The sequence below is a fragment of the Nodosilinea sp. LEGE 06152 genome (assembly GCF_015207525.1).
Taxonomy (GTDB): domain Bacteria; phylum Cyanobacteriota; class Cyanobacteriia; order Phormidesmidales; family Phormidesmidaceae; genus Nodosilinea.
Genome location: NZ_JADEWR010000003.1, coordinates 355,775 through 379,721, shown reverse-complemented (window position 1 = coordinate 379,721; position 23,947 = coordinate 355,775). Strand labels below are relative to the sequence as shown.

Genomic DNA, 23,947 nt, shown 5'->3' with positions numbered 1-23,947 from the left:
TATTGGCTTTAGTCAAGACGAATAAAGTGGAACGTACTGTTTAGATGATTAATTTCGGAGGCCGATACATCGTTGGCATCTAGGGCGTAGGCCAGGTCAGCCCGACTTAGATCGAGTCTTCGCTGCTGATTAGCGGTTATCAAACGCTGTTTGAAGTCTTCTAGACTGAGCGTTAGGTCTGGGCGCTGTTGCTGTAAGGTTGCCCAGACCCGAGAAATAAATACTTTGGAGTCTCCTAACCGGCCATCTTGGGTTGCTTTGGCCGCGTTGAGAGTAAGCTCAGCAAACGCTTCGTCGGATAGGGCCGTTAGGGGAACACTGTTGGGGGTATCTGATTTTGGGGGTAATGGCTCTGTGCTGGTCACAGCCTGACGCAAAATCGTGGTGCGCAGTTCATCGGGGGTGGTGCGCTTGGCCTGGGCGACCTTGGCCACCAGCTGCGACAGTGCCTTGTCCCAGGGCATGGGTTTGGGAGCTTGAAGCAAATCATTCAGCAGTGCGGCCATGACGGTGCCCTGGTTAAACGCCTGCTGTTGCAGGTCGGGCATCTGGTTCTGGAGGTTTTCCGCAGTTTGGGGATTACACAGGTGCTGCCACAGTAAGACATTGCGAGCCTGGGTGAGGGTGCCGAAGGGAGCAATGGGCAGGTCAAAGCCCTGCTGGAGAATGGCCGCTCGCAGTCCGTCTGCCTCCGCTAACCGTCTACGGGTCTCGGTGGAAAGGGCGGGGAGGTTGAGGGCGTGGGCGATCCAATCGGTATTCTTTAGGGTTTTCCACTGGAGTCTGGGGGGCAGGGTCTTGAGTCTGAGACCGTCGAGGATGTGCTGACGCCCGCGACCGCTCAGTTGGTGGCGGGACGAGCTGACAGGCTGGGTGTAGTCTTGCTCGCTGAGGTTGGTGAGAGTGGTTTCGATTTGCTCTGTATAGGCGGTGTTGGATAGCTCGCTGCCAGCGATCGCCTTGAGGGCAGCTTTCAACTCGCTGATGGTCATACCGTTTGCATCGGCGAAAAGTAGGCGGCTCAAGAGCAGGTCTGATAAGGGGATGGGTCGCAGTGAAAGCATCATGCCTCCGAAGGGTGGGGGTTTGGGGGGGAGTGAGTGGCGATGGCCTGGTCAATGGCATCGAGAATGCCTTCGAGGTCGCTGACCACGTCTTCTGAGAGAAAGCGCAGGATCAGAAACCCCTGCTGCTGCAAAAGCCGATCTTTGCGGCGATCGCGGCGGTAGTTGTCGAGGGATTGAAAGTGATAGTGGCCATCCAATTCGATCACAATTTTGGCCGCTGCGTCTAGAAAATCCACCTCCATCGGGCGACCGCCAAAGTCTATATCTAACCGCGCATTCACCTGAAATCGACCCATGGTCGTCGGTTTAGCCTCTAGATACTGAAACAAAAACCACTCTGCCTGACTGCGATAAACCTCAGCTGCCTCTGCTGTCTCGGGCTGGTGAGTCTGATTAAGGAGAGTCAGTGCCGTATCCAAGGCTTCTGGGGTAGTTCCGTGGGTTTCGGCTAGGTGAAGCAGGGGCTGAAGCTGTTCGTCGTCTAGACCGTGAGTGCTCAACCACTGCCTAATGTTGCCCGGTTCGGGAGAGGTGACATCGAGTAGGCCACCGCGCAACATTGCCTTAGCTCTCGATTCGGGCAACTCATTCAGTAAGCCTTGGCCCTGAGCTGCGGTTACCGCCAGGGCCACTGGAATCTGCGGTACTGCTTCTACCAACTGAGCCAGGGCGGTGAGGGCAGCCTCGCACCGGTTATCCTCGGGCAGCAGCACCAACAACCCTGGCACCGCAGACTGCGGAAATAGCCGCGCTACAGCAGCAAAGCTTGTCAACACCGTAGACGAGTCCTCAGACACCAACTGCTTGGTTTGTGGCTCTAAGTCTGGGGATTCAGGGAGCCAGTCGAGGATGGCTCGGAGCTGATCGACATCATCTGAGAGGGGCGCTAGCTGCTGCCAAAACAGCTGACGCTGGTAGTCGCTGGTACTGGCTAAGAAGGCGGTCAGTTCCGCTTCGGGGCGATGGGTCAGAGCCGCAAGGCTTTGCAGAATCCTCGATCGTAGGTTGTTGTGTTGGGCAATTGCGGTGAGCCAGGTGTCTAAGAGGGCGGCAATTGAAGTGTAAACTCCCAGACCTGTCTGGCGATGGGCCTGATCTGACCACAGGATCCACAGCTGACGAGCGGCAATGACTTTTCCCCGCAGAACAGACAGCGTCGGGATGGCCTGGCACCGCTGGGATTGGTGTAGGTCTAACCGGGCGATCTCGGTTGATTGCTGCTCAAAGGTCAAAATTTAGAAACGCCGTTTCACTAAAGGCCGGATTTCTCTGAGCGCCAGTGGCCAACACTGGGGCAAAACCGCGTATAGCCATCACCCTTAGACGACTTGAGAGTACGTCCTAATCCGGCTGCCAAGGGCTATGGTAGCCAAAATTTAAAAGGCTTCTCCCAAGTTAGCTCTGCTTAGCCAAAGCTCAATCGATGTGTGAAGGTATATTTTCAATTGTCCTTCCAACGGCAGCAATGAGAGGTTGCCGATTGCGATTAGACTCTGGTGTCGGTTCTAGCGCCAGTGCCGTCCTCAGCCTTCACCGACGTGCAATGGGTTAACCCATCAGCGATTACTCAGCTGTGATGCAAGAGCGACACTCCCATCGCTTTCAAACGAACATCTCTCCATTGCTCTTGGGAGTAAGCAGGTGCTGGGTAGAGATGGATCAAACACAGCGGTGTGGTGAGGATGTCGTGGTCTCACCCTTGATCAAATGGAAAGAGCTACAAAAGCGTGACATAGAACGTCAGCTTGGGAAGCTGACACATTTCCTTGATATACAAGGGGTTTAGGCAAGGGCTTTCAGGCTTATACCAATTCTATACCAGTTTTCAATCTGCTGATTGCTACCAGCCCAGAAGGCTGTCGCTCTACCATGAGCCAGCGATATGTGGTCCTCATAGTAGAGCTGCGGTTATTTCGTTCCCCGTTGATGGAGTTAGGAACAGTCATTGATAAGCTTTAGGGCATTCCGATGTGATGCCCATGAACCGTCCTATTCGATTAACGAAACCTCCAGATGACATCGTCACGGCGACAATAGGCCTGTTAACTCAAGAGCACGCCGGGCAAATCGAAGACATCTGGGAAGGCATTCTGCGGGAGACACAGCAGACTGACGCCAGTTGGGACTGGGCCTATAAGTTACGACTGGCTGTCAATGATGATCGCTATGAGGCTTATGGCATCGAGTTTGAGGCGCTCCTTCAAGGCGTCATCTTGCTCGAAACGCAATGGCACCGTTCCTGGTTGCCGCAACGGTTTCCTCTGGTCTATGTCGAATACTTGGCCTCTGCACCGTGGAATCGCCGATTACTCGAAGATCCTCCCTATCTAATTGGGGTCGGACGGGCACTTATACTCTTTGCCCGTCAGCGCAGTGTGGAGCTAGGTTACGGTGGTCGCGTCGGTCTACATGCGCTACCAGGCGCAGAAGCTTTCTATCGACGAGACAATATGCCGGACTACGGCCCTGACCCAGACAAAGACGGATTGGTATACTTCGAGTACGCCGCTTTAACGCTCTAACTCATCCAATCGCTTATGAATGATGCAATCCTGGCTGAGCAACTTAGAAAGACGGGCAACCTGATGGACTTGCTCAATGACGAGGCTTGGGTTCGGGAAGCAGACGCCGATCGCGCCAGTGAGGAAGGGACGGTTGAGGCTGGTCTGGGTCTACAGCCGTATGTGGAGTTACTTAAAAATGCTTCACCGGAAGCTTTGCAGCGGCAGCGGTGGTATACGCGAGTGCTATCCATCTTGTTGCCTGAGCTGAAGGGGTGGTTAGAGTCGTGGCAGCTCGGGCGGAGTCTAGAGGCTGTCTACATGGAGGCACAACAACGCTTATACGGTCACCTAAGGCATCCCACCCCCGAACAATCGGCTTGGATTGAGATGCTGTTGGTAGAGGGAGAACAGGCGTTACCCACCGAACAGAAGGTGATTCGGGCTGAGGCGATCGCTATGCTCGCTCAGATGTTCACTACAGAGGACTGGCAGGCGATCGCGAATGTTGCCTCTCAAACAATGGCGAAAGATATTTTACAGATGGGGCAAAAAGCGGCGGTTCCCACCCTCACTATCTAATGAACCTAAATATCAGATCTCTTAGTACTGAGAACAGGGCTGCTCAGAAGCCTTTAGCAAAGTAGATGCACCAGCATAATTAAGGCGTTAACTTTATCGTCACTGCACTCTCTCAGGGCGACTTGGAGATACTCCCTGGAGCACTAACAGCGACTCCATCACCCGTTTGACCAATGGAGCTGCCACCGTTGAACCATAGGCGTTCTCGCCCGTGGGTTCATCAATGACCGCTAACACCACATAACGGGGGTCTTCTACGGGCGCGATGCCGACAAAGCTAGTGATGCGGGCAGAGCTATAGCCAGTCGAGTTGTTAACTTTTTGAGCTGTACCTGTCTTGCCCGCAACCCGGTATCCTTCAATCTGGGCAGGTTTACCGGTTCCCTCAGCGACCACCGCCTCCATCATGGCCAGCACCTGTTGAGTGGTTTGGGGAGAAAAGACGGCTTTAGGATCAGCATGTTCGGTCTGCCACAGGTAAGTACCGTCTTCTGCCACCATACCCTCAACAATGTGAGGAGTTACTAGGTTGCCACCATTGGCTAGGGTAGCCAGCAGTTGAAGCATTTTTATTGGTGTCAGCGCAAACCCTTGACCAAATGAAGTAGTGGCTGTTTCAACCTGACTGTTGATGAATTTGTCTCGGGGTTTCATTTGCCCATGGGCTTCCGACGGCAAATCAATCTCCGTAGGCTGCCCTAGGGTCAAGCGTTCCAACCAGTTGAAATAGTCGGAGGCGGCCATTTTTTGCATGATCTGCACCATGCCTACATTGCTGGAATATTTGAGGATGTCGGTGATGGAAATGGGGCCTCGGGCACCGACCTCGTTGTAGTCGCTGTTTTTGATCAACCACTTACCAAACTGCATGCGCCCGCTGTCGTTGATTACGTCATTGGGGGAAATCACTTGATCCTCTAAGGCGATCGCAACATTGATTGGTTTAAAGGTTGAGCCAGGCTCGTAGGTATCGCTCACTGTCCAGGTGCGAAAGGCACTGATGTCAGCTTCGTAGTAGCGATTGGGATCATAGGTGGGCACGCTGGCCAGGGTTAAGATTTCTCCGGTAGGGGCGTCTATCACCATTACAGTGCCTCGCTGGGCGTCATAGTCCTTGACCACCGCCTCTAGTTCTTGCTGGGCGATTCGCTGCAAGCGGCTGTCAAGCGTTAGGCGCAGGCTTGCGTTTTGGGATGACCTACGCACTGACGATGGCACCGCCGGAGCGGCAGAGGAGGGCGCGGCGATCGCAAGTTGTTCGGCGTAGGCCATTTCTAACCCGGCCTGGGGTTTTCCATCGAGATTGATGAACCCTACGATCGGGGCAAAGAGTTCTTGCTGGGGGTAAAACCGCTGCTGCTGAGGCACCAACTCTAGGCCATCAATACGTAAATTCCGAAGGCGATCGCCCACCGCCTCTGATAGTTGACTAGGAAACCGAATACCGGTGGTTTGCTGGCTGAGCAAATTCAAGAGTTCATTTTGCGGCATAGCCACCACCGGGGACAATGCCTCGGCTACCTCAACTACAGGCTGCTTAAACAGCTTGGGATGCATGTAGAGGGTATAGGCAACTTGGTCGGTAGCGAGCACGCCACCGAAGCGATCGACGATTGGGTAACGAGCTTGGCGAATCAGCGTCGGCAGCGTTCGCTGCTGTTTAGCCAGAGCACTCAAAGTGTCCCCTTGCAGCAGTTGTAGGTAGACCAGCCGCCCGCCAATTCCAACTAAGGCCAGCATCAACAATAGCCAGACAAGAGCCACGCGCCGCCACGCCACCACTCGGCTTTTAACAGGCAACAGTTGACGTTGCCGAGCTGGTCCCTGGTTGCGCCGAGCAGAGGTACGAGTGGGGTTAGTCATTGCTGCAAAGGGGTAAAGGGCTTTTTAACATGACAGGTGCTGTGGCCAGGGCGCTAGCTAGCGTTTGGCTGGGCTGGGCGGAAGGGATAGTTGGCAGGAGCCACTGCGTCACCGGCTTCACTAGCAGTACCCGCTCCTAACGCCTGCAAGGGGTTATTGATAACGTTAAGTAAGTTAGCAATGCCATCGTCCAAGATATTTCTGGCATCTGCCGCTACCCAGCCCTGATTGGTTAACTGGCGAATTTCAAAGTGCAGGTTGGAGCCAGTAGCTGTGCCTGTGCTGCCCACCAGACCAATGACTTCTCCCTGCTCAACCCATTCCCCGGCTTGCACAGCCAGCTTAGACAAATGGGCGTAGCGAGATTCTAAATTCCCATCATCGTGGCGCAGAATTACCGTTAGGCCATAGCCACCTAGATGGTCGGCTACCGCAACCTTGCCTGAGCGGGTCGCTAAAACTGGGGTGCCAGCCGGAGACCCCAAGTCGGTCCCAGAGTGAAACCGCCAATTCTGATGGACGGGATGCATCCGCCAGCCGAATAGCGAGGTAATAGGAGCTGGAATAGACAGGGGGAAAACATATTCCTCATTGCCGCGCCGGAGGATGTTTAGAGGACGCAACTTCTCATTCAACTGTGCTCGGCTAACGATAGTGGTATCGCCCAAACTGACGCCACGCGAGCTGATAGTGACAGGCCCGACTTGAATACCATCGCCACTGTTTGCAGCGGGATTGGCAGAGTTTTGGTCAACTGCTTGACAGGATGACTGGGGAGAATTTTGCGACCCTGCTACCGTGATTTGACAGCCCGTTTCTCGTTCTGCAAATACGAGATTAGGAGAAGGCCCTGGAGCCACTGTCGCCCCAAGACTGTAGTCGGTTGGGTCAATGAAGACGCTGTTGTATCCAGATGGAACAGGGGCACTAGCAGGCAGTTGATTAGGAATCTGTTCGGATGCTCGAGCAGGGGCGCTAACGCTCCTTGCACTGGGCAGCACGTCTACCGAACTCGGTATTGAAGCAGGGGCTGAAGATGGGGGTACGCTTTCAACTCCCGACGGGCTGGCTGCCGCAGGGAGCAATGCCTCTGCTGAGATAGGGGCAGATGGGTCTATGTCGGTTGTGGCCAAGGCCGGGACAACCGCCAACCCACTGCCTAGCCCGCCCAAAATTAGGAATATACGCCCTAGCTCTACCAGCCGACTAGAATAGCTGTGACCAATAAACGGGTTGAATTCTTTTCTACTATTGTCAGTCGCCATGGTTAAACGTTCCGTGGTGTGGCAATGTCGTCATCGGCAGAATTTTGTAGGAAGTTAGTCAAGTTAACTTGGGTGGGCTACGACGATTGGAGCTTTTGTAGCAGCTGATCAACAATCTGGGCGTCTTCACTATTTTCTTGCTCTAGAAGTAGCGCCTTCGCCCGTTGCAGTGCCTCGATCGCCTCTGCTCGTCGGCCCCGAGCCTCTAGGGCAACACCTAGATGGTAGTAACCAGGGGCATGGTCAGGAGCCATTTCGAGCACTTCACGGTGGGCAATAATAGTCATCAGTACCTCTTGTCGCTCGAAGTAAAGATCGGCGATCGCATCGTGGGCAATCACGGAGTCAGGCTGAAGCCGGGCCGCTTGCTGGTAGCTTTCTAGGGCAGCGTCTAGGTTTCCCTGTTGCCAGAGTAGGTAGCCAATCTGCATGCGAATGTCGGCGTTGCGGGGGTCTTCCGCCGCTGCTGTGCTAAATGCAGTGAGAGCAGACGCCATATCCCCTGCTTTGAGGTAGGCAATGCCCAGGTTCATTTGAATTTGGCTGGCCTGGGGGGCCAATGCAGCGGCTCGTTCTAAGGCCACGATCGCCGCCTCGGCATTGCCCTGCCGGAGTAGAATCAGCCCAATAGATTCGGCGGCTTGCAGATTGTTGGGGTCTTGCTGCAGAAGCTTGGTGTAGATCGCCAGGGCGTCTTCAAAGGCTTCGGTTTGAAATAGCGCTGCGCCTAGTCCCAGTTGAGCAGCCCGGTTATCAGACTGCAATCGTAGGATTTGCCGATAAGCGTTGCCAGCAGCCTCGTACTCGCCTAGGCTGCTGTGGGCATAGGCCAAGCCGAAATAAAAGGCCAGATTGTCAGACTCTAGCCCAATGGCAGTTTGAAAGGCGGCAATAGACTCTCGAAAGTTGCTTTGGCGAGCCTGAAGGTAGCCAATGGCCGAGAAGATTTTGGCATTGTCTTCGTCCAGGCTAACTGCATGCTGGTAACGAGATAACGCCCCAGCCAGATCCCCTGCTTCAACTAGCTCTGCCCCTGACTCTAGCAAATTAGCCAATTCATCGCGTTGGGCCTGCTCGCTCAACGCCTGGCCAGGGCTGTGGGCACCTACCGGAGAGGCTACGGCCAACAGCCCTCCCATCGCCACGCCAACTAGGCCCAATCGTTTACCTATACGTCTCAAGGGATTCTCCTCTGCGCTAAATCGAATTTTGAAAGGTGGTGGGGCCGGTATAGCCCGAGAGCTGAGCAAGTTCTTCCAGGCTTTGGGTACCCGACAGGCGTTCGCCCTTAATTTCCCAGGTGGGATAGCCGGTAATGCCAGCTTCCTGGCATTCGGGGGTTTGCTCCTGCCCCTCGGGGGTGGCGCACTCGACGTAGGGCATAATCTGGCTGGCTTCCTGGCCAAACAGCTGCTTTTGGTCGTGGCAGTGGGGGCACCACCAGGCTCCGTAGAAAATCGCGCCTGTGTCTTTCAAATGCTGGGCCAGAGCCATTTCAGCCGGGCCAGACTGGGTGGTGATGGCAAGCCCAAGCTGAGCGCCCGAGCCCTCGGCAGTGACTGGGTTGTTGACATTGGCATAGACGCCCAAGGTGCCCACCACCACTAGAAAGGCCGTAATGCTGCCAATAAAGAAGGGTTGAGATAGCTCAGACCAATTCTGGCCGACAAGAGCAAGCAAAAACAGGCTGGTGGAGAGGAGAGCTGAGCCGACGCAGTAAAGGCAGACGGCTTTGATTTCTGCGGTGAGCAGATACATCAGGTAGCCGCTAAAGACCATCATGGCGGTGCCGCCGATCAGCAGCAGGGGTTGGGTGAGGCGGGTGAGTTTATCTCTGAGGTCTTTCTGCTCAGACCCATTGACCAGCAGGGGAGCGATCGCGATGACCGCCATGCCCACGTAGGCCAAAAACCCAAATAGGGCCAGCGGCTGGCCAAACACCGTGGCGTAGGGGCTAGAGAGCACAATATCGCAGCCCTTGGTAGGGCAGGCTGTGGCGCTACCGGTGAGCTTGTTGATCGTTAAGTAGGCGGTGACGACAGCGCCAACCGCCGCTAACCCTGCCATCAGGGGGCGGGCATAGCGATGAATCCAGGGAGTAGCTTGTTTGCGCGGCATGACTACATATCAATAAAAAACGTCAAAAAGCCCAAAACCACAAGGATCAGGCCTGTTAAGGTATGACCCCTGAGATTCCAGGTATGGATTGTGGCAGAAAACGATTTTGCCCGCTGCCAGCTCCAGTTCACAACTAAAACCATGCCTAGTACCGTAACAACGGAGTACACCCCGGAGACCAGAGCAATGCCTTGCCACCCGAGCGCTCCTGCAGATAGGTAAAGTGCACCAATTTCCAAGCACGGCGAGAAAAGCATAGTGCTGGCAAGGGCCATGACCGTCGTTGCTTTACTACGACCAGAGCGGCCAACAGTGGCCACAGCATGGTGAGATTTGCTCTGGGAGGAGCTGAGAGGGAAGAGTTGATGCAGCGATTTACTGAGGTAAACCAAGCCCAACCCAATCAGCACCGCTGGAGCGACCAGGTGCGTCACGATGTCGTAGTAGTCGGCATACCGGTAAGCCAACAGCCCTACGGCTACTCCAATCAAGAGCGTGCTAACGGTGTGGGCAAATCCGGCCAAGGCTGTGACCCACAGGGTTTCTTGCCGCGACCATCCTTCGGCCTTACCTACCGTCACAAACGGCAGCCAGTGCCCCGGAATTAGGGCATGAATCAAGCTCAGAGCTAAGGTGCCCAGCACGATTTGGAGGGAGACAGACATGACTAGAGCCGTGTCTCGGTCAGAACATGAACTAGGGTGACGTCCTATAACGAATTGCACGGGTGGCAGCTTTGCCATCACCCGAGAGCTAGGATCAGAGTATAAATACTCAACACATAAGGAGGACGCCATGACACGGACTTCTATGATTAGTGCAGTTGTGGCTGCTGCGATCGCATTTTCTATGCCAGCCGTTGCTTGGGGGCAGGTTCATCCTGCTGTGGTTAACTCCTCAGACATCGCTGATACGGTGCTGTTCAACCACCACGGTGGCACTCATAGTGGCCACCATCACGGCGGATGCTGGTAATAGTGCAACACTAAAGTTCTCCGGAGAACGACCATCTCATGACTGAGGGTGCCGAATAATTCGACCCGCATTCAAGATGGCGAGTAAAGCCACGCCTACATCGGCAAACACCGCTTCCCAAAGCGTTGCGAGACCCAAGGTGCCAAGCAAAATAAAAACAACCTTTGCCACCATGGCAAAAGTGATGTTTTGCCAAACCACCCGCCGAGTTTTTTGAGCAATTTGAATCGCTTCGGCCACCTTGGAAGGGGCATCAGTCATGATCACCACGTCAGCGGTTTCGATCGCCGCATCGGACCCCAACCCACCCATGGCGATGCCTACATCGGCCCTGGCGATGACGGGGGCATCGTTAATGCCGTCGCCGACAAAGGCCACTTTGCCCTTGGTCTGTCGGGCACGCTGCAAAAAGCCTTCCAGGGCGTCTACTTTGTCTTCGGGTAAAAGCTCAGCCCGGTATTGGTCGAGGCCCAGCTTTTTGGCGATGCTGTCGGCCACCGACTGACTGTCGCCAGTCAGCATGGCGGTTTGAATGCCTTGGGCTTGAAGGGCGCGGATGGCTTCAACGGCGTCATCTTTAAGTTCATCGGCGATGATGATGCGCCCGCTGTATTCACCATCCACAGCCAGGTGGGCCACGGTGCCCTCGACCACGCAGACATCGTGGGGGATGGCTTCGCGGTGCAGGAGCCGATCATTGCCTGCTAAGACAGCGCGACCATTCACTGTGGCGCGAATGCCGTGGCCAGCAATTTCTTCGTAGTCTTGCACACCGGAGGTATCAATAGCCTGTCCGTAGGCCTGGCGAATTGACTGGGCCACCGGATGAGTTGACTGCGACTCGACCTGGGCCGCTAGCTCCAGCAGCTGGTGCTTCTTCAGGCCGTTGTGAGTCACCACGTTCGTCACCCGAAAGTTGCCCTGGGTGAGGGTACCGGTTTTGTCGAATACGACGGTGTTTACTTGGGCGAGGGTGTCTAAGTAGGTCGAGCCTTTGACCAAAATGCCGCGCTTGGCGGCACCGCCCACCCCGCCAAAGTAGCCGAGGGGAATGCTGATCACCAAGCCGCAGGGACAGGAGATCACCAGTAGCACTAGGGCGCGGTAGACCCACTGGGCTTGGGTTGCCCCCTCAATAAACAAGGGCGGCAAAATCGCCACCGCCAGGGACAGAAACACCACCACCGGGGTGTAGTAGCGGGCAAAGCGGGTAATGAATTTTTCGGTGTCGGCTTTTTTGCTGCTGGCGTTTTCGACCAGTTCCAAAATTCTGGCGATTGATGACTCCCCAAAAAGCTTGGTCACCCGCACTGTCAGCAGTCCAGACTGGTTGATCATTCCGGCCAGCACGTTTCCGCCAGGGGCGACGGTGCGGGGCACCGATTCGCCCGTCAGAGCCGAGGTGTCGACCAGAGATTTGCCCTCTAGAATCTCGCCATCTAGGGGCACCTTTTCGCCGGGGCGCACCACAATCACATCCCCAACCCTTACGGTCTCGGGGGCAACAGCACGGATGTCGCCGTCTACTTTTAGGTTGGCGGTGTCGGGCCGAATCTCCAGCAGGGCTTTAATAGAGCGGCGCGATCGCCCCACAGAATAGCCCTGGAACAGTTCCCCAATTTGAAAGAACAGCATCACGGCTACTCCTTCGGGGATTTCGTGAATGGCGATCGCCCCCAGAGTGGCAATGGTCATCAGAAAGTTTTCGTCAAAGATGCGCCCCCGCAAAATGTTGCGCCCTGCCGTGGTCAACACAGTCCAGCCGCTGATCAGGTAAGCCGGAATCAGTACCGCGTACTCTGCTATGGCAAAGGGGGTGTTGTGCAGGGCATCGTGGAAAATCAGCCCGATGAGAAAGAGAATGGCGGCGATCGCGATCGGCGTTAGCTCTTGCCGCAGGTTGAAGTCTGCTGAATCGTGGCTGTGGCCGTGGTCAGACCCGCAGCAGTCATCATGACTACCCGCCTGAATCTTGGGCGGTGGATTAATTGGTGGCTCGTGGCTGTCGCAACAAGAGTGAGAGTGAGAGTCTGCCATAGGAAACCTGGCAATCGCTTGCTGAATATCTGAAGTATTATTCAGATGATACATGATGTGTTCCATAAATCACTCTTGCTTTTTGCGGCAGTCGAAGGCTATGAGACACTGCATCATCTTGATGCATAATTGGGCGATAAATAGGCCGTTGACTGCACCTGTGCAGAGGAGATGTGTCGTGACAGCATTGAGCAAACTGAGTCATCTCTGGCATCGTGCGAGGTTTTTACGAATAGCGTTTTGCCTTGGGCTGGGGCTCCTTCTCACTCTGCACTGGCCTGGTTCACCGACTCCGGCCCTCGCTCAAGAAGCGGTTGCGTTTTGGCGGCAGGCGTCTTTCCCCGTTGAAAACTTTCAGGCTTACACCTCTGCATTTGGCTACAGAACCTCTCCCACTGGCGGCGGCGGCTCTCAGTTTCACTACGGGCTAGACCTGGCTGCGCCCCAGGGCAGCTTTGTGCGCAACTGGTGGAACGGCAAGGTGATCGAGGTGTCTGACCACACCACCTGTGGCACCTCCGCCGTCATTCGGTCAGGCCAGTGGGAGCACCGCTATTGCCACATGAGCGGTCGGGTTGAGGTCTCCAGCGGCAGACGCTACCTGGTTGATCTAGAGGGGGGCATTCGCTACGAGCAGGGGCAAGACCTGCCTACTGGGGCACGACTGGGCCGCGTCGGCATGACAGGACGCACCACTGGCCCCCACCTCCACTGGATGCTGAAATACGACGGCAACTGGGTTGACCCTGGGTTGGTGCTAAGGGCCATGTATGACGCTCAGCAAGCAGGTTAAATAGGCACCTTTGGCATGATTCAACTGCATAAGCTGATTCGCTATCCTGCCCCAGTGCGGATTTTTGTTTTTCTGCTGCTGCTGGCGCTGGTTTGGGTACCCATTGCCCTGCCTCTCTACGCCTGGCTGGGCACCGATGGCTCCCTCAGTGTTATTCCGTTAATTTTGCTCTACGTCATGTTTATGGTTTGGCTGATGCCGTGGGGCCACCGCGTGCATGGGCAGGCGAAACCGCTGTGCGCCCACGGCTTAGGGACATCGGTTTACCACGGGCGAGAGTTGGCCATTGGGGTTGTCGTGGGTTTGGTCAGCCTGGGGCTGCTGTTTGCCCTAGAGGGCTGGCTGGGCTGGCTCACCTGGCAACCTGCGCCGCCTGCCCTGGGGCGCATTGCTCTAGAAGGGTTACTGGTGGGACTGGGCGTTGGCCTGGCCGAGGAACTGCTTTTTCGCGGCTGGCTGCTGGATGAACTGCGCTACGACTTGGGCTTTACCCCAGCCCTATGGGCCAGCAGCACGATCTATGCTTCACTGCACTTTATTAAGCCCTGGAACGTGATTTTGAAGGAGCTGCCCAGCTTTCCGGGACTGCTGCTGCTAGGGCTAACCCTGGGCTGGGCACGCCAGCGTACTACAGGACGCCTAGGGCTGGCCATTGGGCTGCATGGGGGGCTGGTGGCGGGCTACTACCTGATCGATGTGGGCGATTTGGCGGTCTATACTCAGCGCGTGCCGGAATGGGTGACGGGCCTTAACCAAAACCCGCTGGCCGGAGCAATGGGAGTCCTGTTTCTTGCTCTAATTAGCGCTGGTATTAGGTATATCCCAGGCGCTTCCCGATGGCGAGATATCGGCTAGATACAGTTATGAAGTTGTTTGAGAAGTCCTGCGCTTGGTAGCGAAATGCTCAGATCCCTACACAGCACATCGCTAGCTAAGCATGAACCGCAGCAGTGGAACCCCACTGGCATTTAACTGCTGTAGGCTACTCGATAGGGCTTGGCATTTCTGCTGCACTTTTAAAGACTTACCATGGGAAACCGCTCGGCTCGGTTTTATACGCTGCTCTCAGTTGGAGCCGCTGTTTTAACGATTTTGCTGAAAGCAACGGCCTACCTATTGACGGGTTCCGTGGGGCTGCTGTCTGATGCTGCCGAATCGGTAGTGAACCTGGTGGCTGCGATCGTCGCGACCTGGGCCGTGACCTTTGCGGCTAAACCGCCCGACGACGAACATGCCTTTGGGCATTTCAAGGCGGAATATTTTTCTAGCGGCGTCGAGAGTGTGTTGATTTTGGTGGCGGCGGGCAGCATTGCTTTTGCGGCCTGGGGTCGTCTGTTTGACCCCCAACCCCTAGAGCAGGTGGGCATTGGCTTACTCTTATCGCTGGTGGCAACGGCAATTAATGGGGCACTGGCTTTCGTGATGCTACGGGCCAGTCGGCGGTTGCGCTCCATTACCCTGCGGGCAGACGCGCACCATCTGCTGACCGATGTCTGGACATCAGTGGGGGTAGGCGTGGGGATCATTCTAATTCCCATTACGGGTTGGCTAATTCTTGACCCAATTATTGCTTTGGTGGTCGCGGCCAATATTGTCTGGGCGGGGCTGAAACTTCTACGCGAAACGGGTATGGGCCTGTTAGATACGGCCTTACCGGCTGAGGAGCGTCAAATTGTTGCCGATGCGTTGCAGCCTTTTGAGGTCAAGGGAACTCAGTTTCATGCTTTAAGAACTCGGGTGGCTGGTGCCCGGCGGTTTGTCTCACTGCATGTGTTGGTACCAGGCAGTTGGACTGTCAAGCAGGGGCATGACCTCTGTGAAGCGATTGAGCTGGCAATTGGGCGATCACTTCCCGGCACAATTGTGTTTACCCATTTGGAGCCTTTAGAAGACCCGGTTTCGTGGGCCGACCAGGCTTTGGAACGCTAGCTACCTTGAGTCTGCTTCAGGGTTGACCAACCTCTTAGAGGCCAATTAGGTCACTCATCCAGGTGGGCGGCCACTTCTCGATAGAGGGACATGATGTGATCGTCAGCGAGGCCATAGTAGACATTGCGGCCCTGGCGACGGTAGGTGACCAGGCGCTGCGATCGCAGCACCCGCAGCTGATGGGACACCGCTGATTCACCCATTTTTACCGCAGCGGCCAGATCGCACACACAAAGTTCTTGCTGGGCTAGGGCCGACAGCAGCTTGAGCCGATGGGGGTCAGAGAGCGCACTAAAAAACTCCGCCATCCTCTGGGCTTTCTCGGTGCTAAGCACCTCAGGCTGCACCTGGCGGACGTTGTCCAAATGCACCAGCGACTCGTCACAACTGAGGTCACAACTGGGGGCATCAACGGCTTGCATTGTAGAGTTCTCTGTAGAGCGAGAATTAGCCATCGATTCGGTTCCCTGGCTTTCTCTCTATGATACTGAGAATCGTTACCACTGAACACCTGTTCAGAGGATTGAGGGCGTCGGTCTTACGGGGTGGGCTCGCTTCCTTGCTGCACCTGCTGCATGAAGTACAGGGTTTGCTGATAGCCGGGGTGATCGCCCTGGGCCTGAAACAGCGCCGCCGCCTGGCGCAAATCGGCCATAGCGGCTTGGGAGTCGCCGAGCTGGTACTGCAAAATACCCCGATTGCCGTAGGCTTCAGCTAATTCAGGATTGAGGCGGAGCGCAGTGTTGAAGTCTGAGAGGGCGGCTTCGGCATTGCCCAGTTCGGTATAGATTTTGCCTCGGTTGTAGTGAGCATCGGCGTTGTCTGGGGCCAGGGCGATCGCAGAATCTAGGTCGCTGAGGGCCTGGGGTAAGCTGCCGGTGGCCGCAAAGACAAGACCGCGATCTAGATAGGGCTGAACAATCTCAGGGGCTAGCTCAATGGCCTGGGTTAGATCGGCGATCGCCGCCTCAGCATTGGTCATGTGAGCGTGGGCCTCTCCACGGTTGTACAGCGTTTCTGGATGGTCGGGGCGCAGCTGAAGCGCTCTAGAAAAGTCAGCAATAGCCAGCTGATAGTCTCCCAGATCGTGGTAGGCCATGCCGCGATGAAAATAGGCTTCAGCATTATTAGCTTCGGCTTGAATGGCCTGGCTATAGGTTGCGATCGCCGCCTCTAACTGCCCCTGCTCCGCCTGCTGGCGGCCCTGATTTAGGAGGCTGGCGGCAGCTTGCTCTACCGCTTGGGCAGGCTGCATTTCCGCTGCCATACTCCCAGAGGCGACAATGGCGGCCAGTCCTAAAGTTATTGCCAACATTCTTTGGGTCTGCATTGCTTCTCTCCGAACCGCACAACTGAGCTATGAGTCTTATCCGCGAGCCTGTACCATAAGGCCCAGACACGACTCCAATCCAGCGCCTTGTGACGCTTTACAAGCTGAGCTAACCTTATGAATCGGAGATTTTGACGTTTTTCGGTCAGCCTTCACGCCTGGGGTAGAGACCATTCCTCTCCAGTTTAGCGACCGTTTTGAGATGAGATTTTCTCTGAAACAAGATGAAATGGGGATCTCGATGTCGCAAGATCAGGCAAAATCATTAGCTCACCCGCTCCACCGTAGGGACAGCCCATGAGACACTATCGTCCTTTATTAAGTCTGCTTGGCGTAGTCAGTGGCTTGCTTCTAGCGACTGCTGTGGAAGCAGCTCAGTTTCAATCTTGGCGGTTTGATCCTCAGCAAAACCGGCTGGAGTTTACGACCGATGCCGCCGTGCAGCCCAGGGCGCAGCTTTTGTTCAACCCGACTCGTATTGTAGTGGACTTGCCCGGCACAACTTTAGAGCAGCGGACAGTTAACCAGGCCGTTGGCGGCGCTGTTCAAGCCGTTCGCATCGGGCAGTTTGATGCCCAGACCACCCGGCTGGTCATTGAGCTAGCCCCTGGCTACACCCTTAACCCAGACCAGGTCATAGTGCGGGGGGAGACGCCACAGCAGTGGGTGGTACAACTGCCCCCAACCCAGGGCGGAACAGCGCCCAGCGCCAGCGTCAATCAGGTCAATGCCACCCCGATTGCTGGCGCAGCGACCCAGGTTGAAGGGGTGCGTATCACCCCCGATGGCTTTTTCATCCGCACCTCTGGAGCAAGCCCTAATCTGACCGTGGAGCGAGTCAGTGATACCCAGGTGGTGCTTCAGCTCGAAAATGCTACCGTGGCAGCCGCCCTCACTGGACAAACCCTACCTGCCAATAGCTTTGGGGTCACCGCCTGGAATATTCAGCCGGTCAGCGCGGCGGTGCCAACCCTGCAAATTACCCTTACGGTTCCTGCTAACAGCACCGACTGGCAAGCCTCGGTCAGCAACGGCAGCGGCATTATAATTCTGCCGCCTAGGGGAGTCGCGATCGCCGCCGTTCCAGCCAGCCCAGCCGTGGCACCCGCCCAGGCACCCGCAGCGGCAACGCCCCCCATTGCTGTGCAACCGCCGCCCCCAGCCCCAGTAGTGCCACCTCAACCTGAACCAGCAATACCCGCGACCCCAGCGGTGCCCCCACCGGGTAGTGGCATTCCAAAACAGGCCGTCACCATTGTGATTGACCCCGGCCACGGCGGGCGCGATCCGGGGGCGATCGGTGTGAATGGCCTACGCGAAAAAGATGTGACCTCTGCGATCGCCTACGAAGTCGCCAGAATTTTAGAGCAGGGCGGGGCACGGGTGATTTTGACCCGCGCCGACGATCGCGAGATTGATTTAGCGCCTCGGGTGCAAATTGCTGAACAGGCCAACGCCGACCTCTTCGTCAGCATCCACGCTAACTCCATCAGCCTCAGCCGCCCCGACGTAAACGGTCTCGAAACCTATTACCACAGCTCCGGAAATCGGCTAGCCCAGGTGATTCACCAGTCGATTTTGAGTTTGGTGAGTATGCGCGATCGCGGAGTACGTCAAGCTCGCTTTCACGTGCTGGTCAACACCTCTATGCCATCGGTTTTGGTCGAAACTGGCTTCGTCACTGGGGCTCAAGATGCCCGTAATTTCAACGACTCCGCCTGGCGATTGCGTATGGCCCAGGGCATTGCCGCAGGCATTTTGCAGTACGCCCAGCAGACGCTCTAGCGCTCAACTCTCCCTGCGGTAGGCGAGCCAGGGCGAAAGCGCAGTAGCAGCTGGGCCACCAGCACCATAATCAGCAGCTCTAGCAGCGGGCTGATCACCAGGGTTAGGGCGATCAATGGGCGATCGCCAAACGCAGCAGCGGCCACCGCCAGCGCCACAGGAGAATTTCGCGCCAGGGCCGTGCAGGTTAGACAGACTACTTCTGGATACGCCAGCTGCAACCGCTTTCCCAACCACTGAGCCAGCACAAAGTTAATTACAAAAAAAGAACCAATGGGCAGCAGCAACAGCAACAACAACTCTGGACGTTGCAGTAACGCTTTACCCTGGGTGGCGAAAATGGCCACAATGGCCAGGTTCAAACAGAGAAGTTGGGCGATCGCCACCTGCGGCAGCTTTTCATGCAGCCAGGTTGGCCCCTTAAGCCAGTTCATACTGTAGCGAGATAGCGCCGCTAGAGCCAGCAGAATGAATAAAACGGTGACTATTTTGCCTGCCAATACCCAAAGATCAAGCGTGACTAGGGACTGGGCAAAAATGGCCAAATAGACGGGCAACAACACGATCTGAAAAACAAAGTTCAGAGGCAACAAAGCTGTCGCCAAGCCGACATTCCCTTTGGCGATACCGGTAAATACCAGATACCAATCGGTACAAGGAGTCACCATCAACATCAGCAGGCCCACCCGCAAATCGGGCGCATCTCGCAAAAACAGCGCCCCCAATGCCCAGGCCAGCAGGGGTGTCCAGACAAAGTTCATCGCTAAGCTGGCAACAGTCACGCGGTAGTTGCCAAAGGCTTTACTCAGGTGCCGCAGCGGAATAGGCAGAAACGCAGCGTACAGCATCCCCATCAACAGCGGTGTGATGAGATAGCCTGCAACGGCAGCAATGTCGTCCATCAGCGCCAGACCTAGCCCCAGCAGTACAGAGAGTAGGATTAGCAGCGGCTGCGATCGCTCGAACCAAGTCATTGTCAATCCCCAAGCTATCTCACCCTACGCTTACCAATGGCTTACAGGCATCACTTCTTGAAAGACCCTTGCATAGAACCAAGTTAGCGCACACAAATATTTGTGATCCCGAAATCTTGAAGAGCCCTCAGAGTGATATATTGCAGAATAATTTATCGGTTCTAGTGGAGATCACTTACTAGAGGAAACGGGGAAAGAGCAGTGAAAATCTGCCACTGTCCCGCAGCTGTGAAGGAGGTTTTCCCTCCCAGTCAGAATGCCCGCCGATGATCCGCTCTTCGTTTAATAATCTGCGAGGCACAGATGACGACTCAGTCTTTAATTTGGCAGCGCACCCAGCGCGTGGTATTTTCAGTTCCCGTTCAAGCCTCATTGCTAGTTAGCTTGTGCGCTCTGATTTTATGGACGCTTTATTTTTCTACCTATCCACCAGTACACAACACTCTCCATGAGACCCGTCACCAGACTCTAGGGGTTGCTTGTCACTAGGACAAGGCGCGAGAAAACTGTGTCCATCAGCCAAGTATTTACTTTACTTGGCTAATTTCTGTCGATAATCTTTCGGTAAAACACGATGAAGCCTTTCATTAGGCTGGCAATTGCGCTAGCCGCTATTGCAGCTTGTCTGACCTTAGCAACGCCGGTACGGGCTCAACCCTCGATTCAACTTCAGACGTTCCCGCCATTAAGTCAGGTGGTTCCCAATACAGAGCCGGTGCGCATAGACCTAACGGCTGTAGGCGCTAACCAGCAGCCCTTAACCAATGCTCAAATGGTTGTCACCCTAATGACGCCGCCTAAAACTCCCTTTTGGAGCTCTGATTTTCCCATCGTAGAAGGGACAACTCTCCTAGAGCTAGCAGATGTAGTGACGGATGGACAGCTAGCTTTTCAGACTTTTTTGCCCATTCGAGGCAGCTATAGCCTGCGAGTGGAGGTGGCACCACTACAAGCAGAAGATTTCAAGCCTTTTGAACAAATTTTGACCCTCCAAGTGCCAGAAAACCCGATTAAGTATCGCAATGCCGCTATTCTGATGGGTATTTTGCTGCTGGCTGGGTTTGGGTGTGGCTGGATTCTAGGCGCTCAGCAGGTTGTGCATCCTGGAGAGGTGACATCTCGCCCCGTTCAGACAATGTTAAGTGTCGCAATCATCATTGCGATCGCGGTGCTGCTAGTTGTAAATATCTCCGCAGAGATCACCGAAGTCCACCAAGTCAAGGGTCATAGCAATACCCTTACTGCTATTGCCCAGCAGAACGCAGAAGTTCAAGTCGAGATGTTAGGCGAAACAGCCGCAGTGGTTGGTCGGCCTTCAACTCAACGAGTTCATGTTAAGGGTAACTCAAACATTACTCTAAAAATCTCTGCTGTTGGCCTTGAGCATAACCAGCCCATTTTTGCTTACGAGACTGCTCCAAAAACCGCTGGAGAATTTACCTGGAAGCAGCAGTTTTTTGATGGCGGACCTCATCGCGTGACAGTGGACGTTGCACCCGCCAGAGATACTAGCCTCCGTTTTGAACCATTTAGTGTAGGTCAGGAAATTCACGTTGAGGGGATTTCACCGCCTCTCCTAGTTCGGCTTATTGGCTTGGTTTACTACACCAGTTTATTTGTAGCAGCACTAGCAGCAGGCTACTTCATTCATAGACGGAATCGACTTTTGGTACGGTGTTAGTTATTCTTCACTTTAATTAAACTCGAACAATTGGCTCTAAATTTTATGACCTTATAGGTAGGATTTGACGCCTGGCAAACCGAATGGTGAGCGGAGGCACTATAAACCACATCGACAATGGCACTAACCCAGTGCCTAAAATCGGAATTGTTGGCATGGACTCGGCATAGGTCCACCGACTGAGGAGGCCAGTAGCCAAGGCTTCGATAACAACGGTGATGACCACTCCCACAAGGATAAAAACACTGATTTGGTTTGGGTTTGGGTGACGTAACCATTGACGAGACTTTGATAGAACTGCAACGATCCAAAAGGAAATCAACATAACTACGACATCCCCGACTGTAGCAAGAGTGCAATTTCGGACTATATCAAAATGGGAGTATCCAGCCGGAATGTGATAAAACCACATTTGCTGAATTTCCCAGAAGAAAGACAGCAAAAACGAAAATATAGCTACATTAAATTCAGGCGAATTTAGCCAATTCAAAGGACTATGGCGGTTCACGGTACTAGCCTTATTTAGAATAAATCAGACTTGCTCTGACAGTTTCTCAAATAGCCTCTAGACAATCCAAGGTCAGGCCTACTTCTTCAATTAGGCTGCAAACCTTAACGTTGGATGGATTATCCAGGGGACGGGCGGCCCAGCTCGTGCGGTAGGTTTCCAGCATGGTTTTACGGGCGGTAGCCTGCTGAATTTCCTGTTCTAACTTGGTAATTTTTCCGTCGATCAGCGTTTTAACCAAGGTGCAGACCGGCTCCCCCTGCTTGCGAACATCAAACACCTGCTGAATTTCTGCTAGAGAAAACTGCAATGTCTGAGCCTGCTTGATGAATTGCAGGCGGGTAATAGCTTCATCGTCATAATAGCGATAGCCATTCTCAGCCTTGCTTACCGGCTCTAGTAGGTGCAGCGACTCGTAGTAGCGAATGGTGGCTACCGTCACGTGGGCCTGTTTGGACAGCTCGCCTATTTTGAGGAGTTTCTTCATTCTCTAAGCAGGTCATCCTTTTGAAAAAGACCAATTGGGGATGTGCGACTATCGTTGCTAAAGCTAGCTTAGTGCAAATTTGAGGGGTTGACTCTCAAGCCAACCTCAGGGTTTAGTCTATGGGAGGTCTCGTCTAGAGCCCGTTGTATTCACCATCCTTACCAAAGAGGTCAATTGCCATGCTCAAAGTTCCTCAACTCAAGAGGCTATCCCTGGCGGCTGTTTCTGCCATTGTTCTGACCACTGCCGTGGCTGGCGTTGCTGCTGCCGCCCCCTGCCTGTTCCCCACCCCTGACTGCCCTCCGGCTGACTGTGGCTAAGCTGGGGCGGTAAAGCTGTTTTAGAGACTGGATATCTGTTAGACAGCGTCCATGGTCTGGGCTGAAAGCATTTGCGCTTTAGGCTTTGGCCATGGGTATCGGTAGACCGTCCTCGTTGCTGAGTTGCCGCTAGACAACCAGTAACGCGATTATAAAAAGCGGGTAAGCTGCTAGCAGCGTCGCCCCTGCGGTTTTGGCTAGATATCCCTTAAACGAAGCTAGGACAATGACTAACCCGAGGGATGCCAGCATCACCAGGAGCGGGAAATGCAGCAAACTGGCATCGACAATAGTTAACGGACGGGCGATCGCCGCCGCTCCAAGGGTCATTGTCACATTGTAAGTAAACGACCCGACTACCCCAGCTACCGCTGCCTCCGTCGCCCCTCGTCGCGCCGTTGACCAGGCCAAAATCACCAGTTCAAAGGCGGTGGCAAATCCTACTAGCGTAAGCGCCAATCTGGTTTGGGTGGCCTCAACAGGGCTGATTCGACGTACCGCTTCCACCAGTAAGATCGAGCCCACGATCATGGCGGCGAAGCCAGCGCAGACAAGGAGCACATCTTTGCCAACTCGATGTTGAATACCTTTCGCTTGCTCGATGGCGAGTGACTCCGACGCTTCTTTCAGCTCCCCGGTTTCGCCTAGAGCGGGTGGTTTACGCTCAGCCCACCAAATCACGCCGACATAGAGAACGTACAGCCCAATCAAGAACAGTCCTTCAAGGCGACTAATGTCGCCGTCCCAGATGAACCCAGTCGCTATCGCGCCTATCGGCAAACCAAAGAGGGCATAGCGCATGACTCGTTTGCTAAAGGGTAAAGGCGCTATCCAGGCACCCACCCCCAAGGCCACCAGACAGATAGCGATATTGGCCCCAACTACATCACCAAAGGCGATCGCCGGAGCGGCTCTCAGAGATGCTGTAACTGCTGTCGCCAGCTCTTCGGGCTCTGCCCCAGCCAGCAGCAACGCCAGAGCAAAGGAACTAACCTGCAACCGGACGGCGGCAGCCCCCAGGTGTTCAGCAAAGGTTTCAGCCCCCCAAACAATGAAAACCACGCCCACTACAACTAAGAGTCCCCAGGCCAAAATCACAAGCACCTTAAAATGAAACAAGTGTTGCATTAGAGCTTGGCATGTTTTTCGTATAGATGCAACACCTGTTACAATCAGGTAATGAGCCATCAAGCCTGGAACTTGCTGATTTACCGTGTCCCTTCACAGCCGTCTACGCAGAGAGTGTACGTCTGGCGAAAGTTGAAGGGGTGGGGCGGGTTGTACTTGCAGCAGTCTGTCTGCGTATTGCCCCAACGCCACGATTTAGAACAGCAACTTGAGCAGTTAAAGGCAGAGATCATAAGCGGTGGAGGCGAAGCAGACTTACTCGCCATCGTCATTTCTGATGAGACTCAAGTGTCAAGTCTAATTGATCGGTTTCAGCAGCAAGCTGACCAGGAATACCAAGAGTTCTTAGGCCGCTGCCAGGACTTTCATCAAGAGCTAGAGCGAGAGCGGCAGATAGATAACTTTAGCTTTGCTGAACTAGATGAAAATGAGGCGGAACTCACAAAATTGAAATCTTGGCTCTCTAAAATTCATGATCGAGATCTATTGGAAGCGACTGGTTATAGCACTGCGATCGCAGCTTTGAAAGACTGTGAACAAGACTTTCAGCGATTCAGTCAGCAAGTCTACAAAGCTCAGGATCTATAAGCCACTTTTATCCCTA

Annotated in this window: 24 protein-coding genes and 1 riboswitch; of the genes, 11 read left to right on the top strand and 13 right to left on the bottom strand. The window is 54.6% G+C overall.

The window, feature by feature from the left end; genetic code table 11:
• Positions 1–8 precede the first annotated feature (8 nt).
• Positions 9–992 carry a hypothetical protein gene (locus tag IQ265_RS06485; protein ID WP_228037638.1) on the bottom strand — a complete coding sequence of 328 codons (984 nt, stop codon included), beginning with the start codon at positions 990–992 and terminating at the stop codon, positions 9–11.
• Between the two features lie 71 nt (positions 993–1,063).
• On the bottom strand, positions 1,064–2,299 hold the full coding sequence (locus IQ265_RS06480) for a DUF559 domain-containing protein (RefSeq protein WP_194051692.1): 1,236 nt from the start codon (positions 2,297–2,299) through the stop codon (positions 1,064–1,066).
• Positions 2,300–3,046: 747 nt separating this feature from the next.
• Here IQ265_RS06480 and IQ265_RS06475 point away from each other — a divergent pair.
• Positions 3,047–3,589 (top strand): hypothetical protein, encoded by a 543-nt coding sequence (locus IQ265_RS06475; protein WP_228037637.1) that lies wholly within the window; start codon positions 3,047–3,049, stop codon positions 3,587–3,589.
• Between the two features lie 15 nt (positions 3,590–3,604).
• Entirely contained in the window at positions 3,605–4,150 is a 546-nt protein-coding gene (locus tag IQ265_RS06470; RefSeq protein WP_194051690.1) for a hypothetical protein, read from the top strand.
• Between the two features lie 99 nt (positions 4,151–4,249).
• On the opposite strand, the gene IQ265_RS06465 is transcribed toward IQ265_RS06470, so the two are convergent.
• The 5 genes from IQ265_RS06465 to IQ265_RS06445 form a co-directional block, all read right to left on the bottom strand.
• Positions 4,250–6,013 (bottom strand): penicillin-binding protein 2, encoded by a 1,764-nt coding sequence (locus tag IQ265_RS06465; protein WP_194051688.1) that lies wholly within the window; start codon positions 6,011–6,013, stop codon positions 4,250–4,252.
• A 53-nt stretch (positions 6,014–6,066) separates the two neighbouring features.
• A complete protein-coding gene (locus IQ265_RS28530) occupies positions 6,067–6,543 on the bottom strand; it encodes a M23 family metallopeptidase (RefSeq protein ID WP_228037675.1) in 477 nt (158 codons plus the stop codon).
• Between the two features lie 812 nt (positions 6,544–7,355).
• Positions 7,356–8,459 (bottom strand): tetratricopeptide repeat protein, encoded by a 1,104-nt coding sequence (locus IQ265_RS06455; RefSeq protein ID WP_194051684.1) that lies wholly within the window; start codon positions 8,457–8,459, stop codon positions 7,356–7,358.
• A 16-nt stretch (positions 8,460–8,475) separates the two neighbouring features.
• The gene (locus IQ265_RS06450) at positions 8,476–9,396 is read right to left on the bottom strand and encodes a vitamin K epoxide reductase family protein (RefSeq protein WP_194051682.1); all 921 of its coding nucleotides are present in this window, start codon (positions 9,394–9,396) and stop codon (positions 8,476–8,478) included.
• A gap of 2 nt (positions 9,397–9,398) precedes the next feature.
• The gene (locus IQ265_RS06445; RefSeq protein WP_194051680.1) at positions 9,399–10,061 is read right to left on the bottom strand and encodes a hypothetical protein; all 663 of its coding nucleotides are present in this window, start codon (positions 10,059–10,061) and stop codon (positions 9,399–9,401) included.
• A 130-nt stretch (positions 10,062–10,191) separates the two neighbouring features.
• Here IQ265_RS06445 and IQ265_RS06440 point away from each other — a divergent pair, with 130 nt between their 5' ends.
• Positions 10,192–10,371: a hypothetical protein gene (locus tag IQ265_RS06440; protein ID WP_194051678.1), complete on the top strand. Its 180-nt coding sequence runs from the start codon at positions 10,192–10,194 to the stop codon at positions 10,369–10,371.
• A gap of 36 nt (positions 10,372–10,407) precedes the next feature.
• Here the strand turns inward: IQ265_RS06440 and IQ265_RS06435 are convergent, their stop codons facing one another.
• Positions 10,408–12,408, bottom strand: coding sequence for a heavy metal translocating P-type ATPase (locus IQ265_RS06435; RefSeq protein ID WP_194051676.1), 2,001 nt, complete (start codon positions 12,406–12,408; stop codon positions 10,408–10,410).
• Between the two features lie 178 nt (positions 12,409–12,586).
• On the opposite strand from IQ265_RS06435, the gene IQ265_RS06430 reads away from it, so the two are divergent.
• The 3 genes from IQ265_RS06430 (at position 12,587) to IQ265_RS06420 (ending at position 15,130) form a co-directional block, all read left to right on the top strand.
• Positions 12,587–13,201, top strand: coding sequence for a M23 family metallopeptidase (locus tag IQ265_RS06430; RefSeq protein ID WP_347404921.1), 615 nt, complete (start codon positions 12,587–12,589; stop codon positions 13,199–13,201).
• A 15-nt stretch (positions 13,202–13,216) separates the two neighbouring features.
• Positions 13,217–14,056, top strand: a complete 840-nt coding sequence (locus IQ265_RS06425) for a CPBP family intramembrane glutamic endopeptidase (protein WP_194051672.1) — start codon at positions 13,217–13,219, stop codon at positions 14,054–14,056.
• Between the two features lie 174 nt (positions 14,057–14,230).
• Entirely contained in the window at positions 14,231–15,130 is a 900-nt protein-coding gene (locus tag IQ265_RS06420) for a cation diffusion facilitator family transporter (RefSeq protein WP_194051670.1), read from the top strand.
• Positions 15,131–15,180: 50 nt separating this feature from the next.
• Here IQ265_RS06420 and IQ265_RS06415 read toward each other — a convergent pair whose 3' ends face one another.
• Together IQ265_RS06415 and IQ265_RS06410 are read right to left on the bottom strand one after the other, a co-directional pair.
• Complete coding sequence (locus tag IQ265_RS06415; protein WP_278002729.1) at positions 15,181–15,585, bottom strand: metalloregulator ArsR/SmtB family transcription factor; 405 nt, start codon at positions 15,583–15,585, stop codon at positions 15,181–15,183.
• Between the two features lie 83 nt (positions 15,586–15,668).
• A complete protein-coding gene (locus tag IQ265_RS06410) occupies positions 15,669–16,445 on the bottom strand; it encodes a tetratricopeptide repeat protein (protein ID WP_228037636.1) in 777 nt (258 codons plus the stop codon).
• A 378-nt stretch (positions 16,446–16,823) separates the two neighbouring features.
• Here IQ265_RS06410 and IQ265_RS06405 point away from each other — a divergent pair, with 378 nt between their 5' ends.
• Positions 16,824–18,245: an N-acetylmuramoyl-L-alanine amidase gene (locus IQ265_RS06405; RefSeq protein WP_347404920.1), complete on the top strand. Its 1,422-nt coding sequence runs from the start codon at positions 16,824–16,826 to the stop codon at positions 18,243–18,245.
• Here IQ265_RS06405 and IQ265_RS06400 read toward each other — a convergent pair.
• Complete coding sequence (locus IQ265_RS06400) at positions 18,242–19,219, bottom strand: arsenic resistance protein (protein ID WP_194051664.1); 978 nt, start codon at positions 19,217–19,219, stop codon at positions 18,242–18,244. The genes IQ265_RS06405 and IQ265_RS06400 overlap by 4 nt on opposite strands.
• A 139-nt stretch (positions 19,220–19,358) precedes the next feature.
• A riboswitch (cobalamin riboswitch) is annotated at positions 19,359–19,502 on the top strand.
• A gap of 20 nt (positions 19,503–19,522) precedes the next feature.
• On the opposite strand from IQ265_RS06400, the gene IQ265_RS06395 reads away from it, so the two are divergent.
• Positions 19,523–19,708 carry a CbtB-domain containing protein gene (locus tag IQ265_RS06395; protein WP_194051662.1) on the top strand — a complete coding sequence of 62 codons (186 nt, stop codon included), beginning with the start codon at positions 19,523–19,525 and terminating at the stop codon, positions 19,706–19,708.
• Between the two features lie 85 nt (positions 19,709–19,793).
• Positions 19,794–20,900 carry a hypothetical protein gene (locus IQ265_RS06390; RefSeq protein ID WP_194051660.1) on the top strand — a complete coding sequence of 369 codons (1,107 nt, stop codon included), beginning with the start codon at positions 19,794–19,796 and terminating at the stop codon, positions 20,898–20,900.
• A 554-nt stretch (positions 20,901–21,454) separates the two neighbouring features.
• Here IQ265_RS06390 and IQ265_RS06385 read toward each other — a convergent pair.
• Positions 21,455–21,895 carry a MerR family transcriptional regulator gene (locus IQ265_RS06385; protein ID WP_194051658.1) on the bottom strand — a complete coding sequence of 147 codons (441 nt, stop codon included), beginning with the start codon at positions 21,893–21,895 and terminating at the stop codon, positions 21,455–21,457.
• A gap of 179 nt (positions 21,896–22,074) precedes the next feature.
• Here IQ265_RS06385 and IQ265_RS06380 point away from each other — a divergent pair, with 179 nt between their 5' ends.
• Positions 22,075–22,215, top strand: coding sequence for a porin (locus IQ265_RS06380; RefSeq protein ID WP_194051656.1), 141 nt, complete (start codon positions 22,075–22,077; stop codon positions 22,213–22,215).
• A gap of 129 nt (positions 22,216–22,344) precedes the next feature.
• Here IQ265_RS06380 and IQ265_RS06375 read toward each other — a convergent pair whose 3' ends face one another.
• Positions 22,345–23,277 carry a sodium:calcium antiporter gene (locus IQ265_RS06375; RefSeq protein WP_347404919.1) on the bottom strand — a complete coding sequence of 311 codons (933 nt, stop codon included), beginning with the start codon at positions 23,275–23,277 and terminating at the stop codon, positions 22,345–22,347.
• A gap of 117 nt (positions 23,278–23,394) precedes the next feature.
• Here IQ265_RS06375 and IQ265_RS06370 point away from each other — a divergent pair, with 117 nt between their 5' ends.
• Positions 23,395–23,931: a Chromate resistance protein ChrB gene (locus tag IQ265_RS06370; RefSeq protein ID WP_194051654.1), complete on the top strand. Its 537-nt coding sequence runs from the start codon at positions 23,395–23,397 to the stop codon at positions 23,929–23,931.
• Positions 23,932–23,947: the final 16 nt, after the last annotated feature.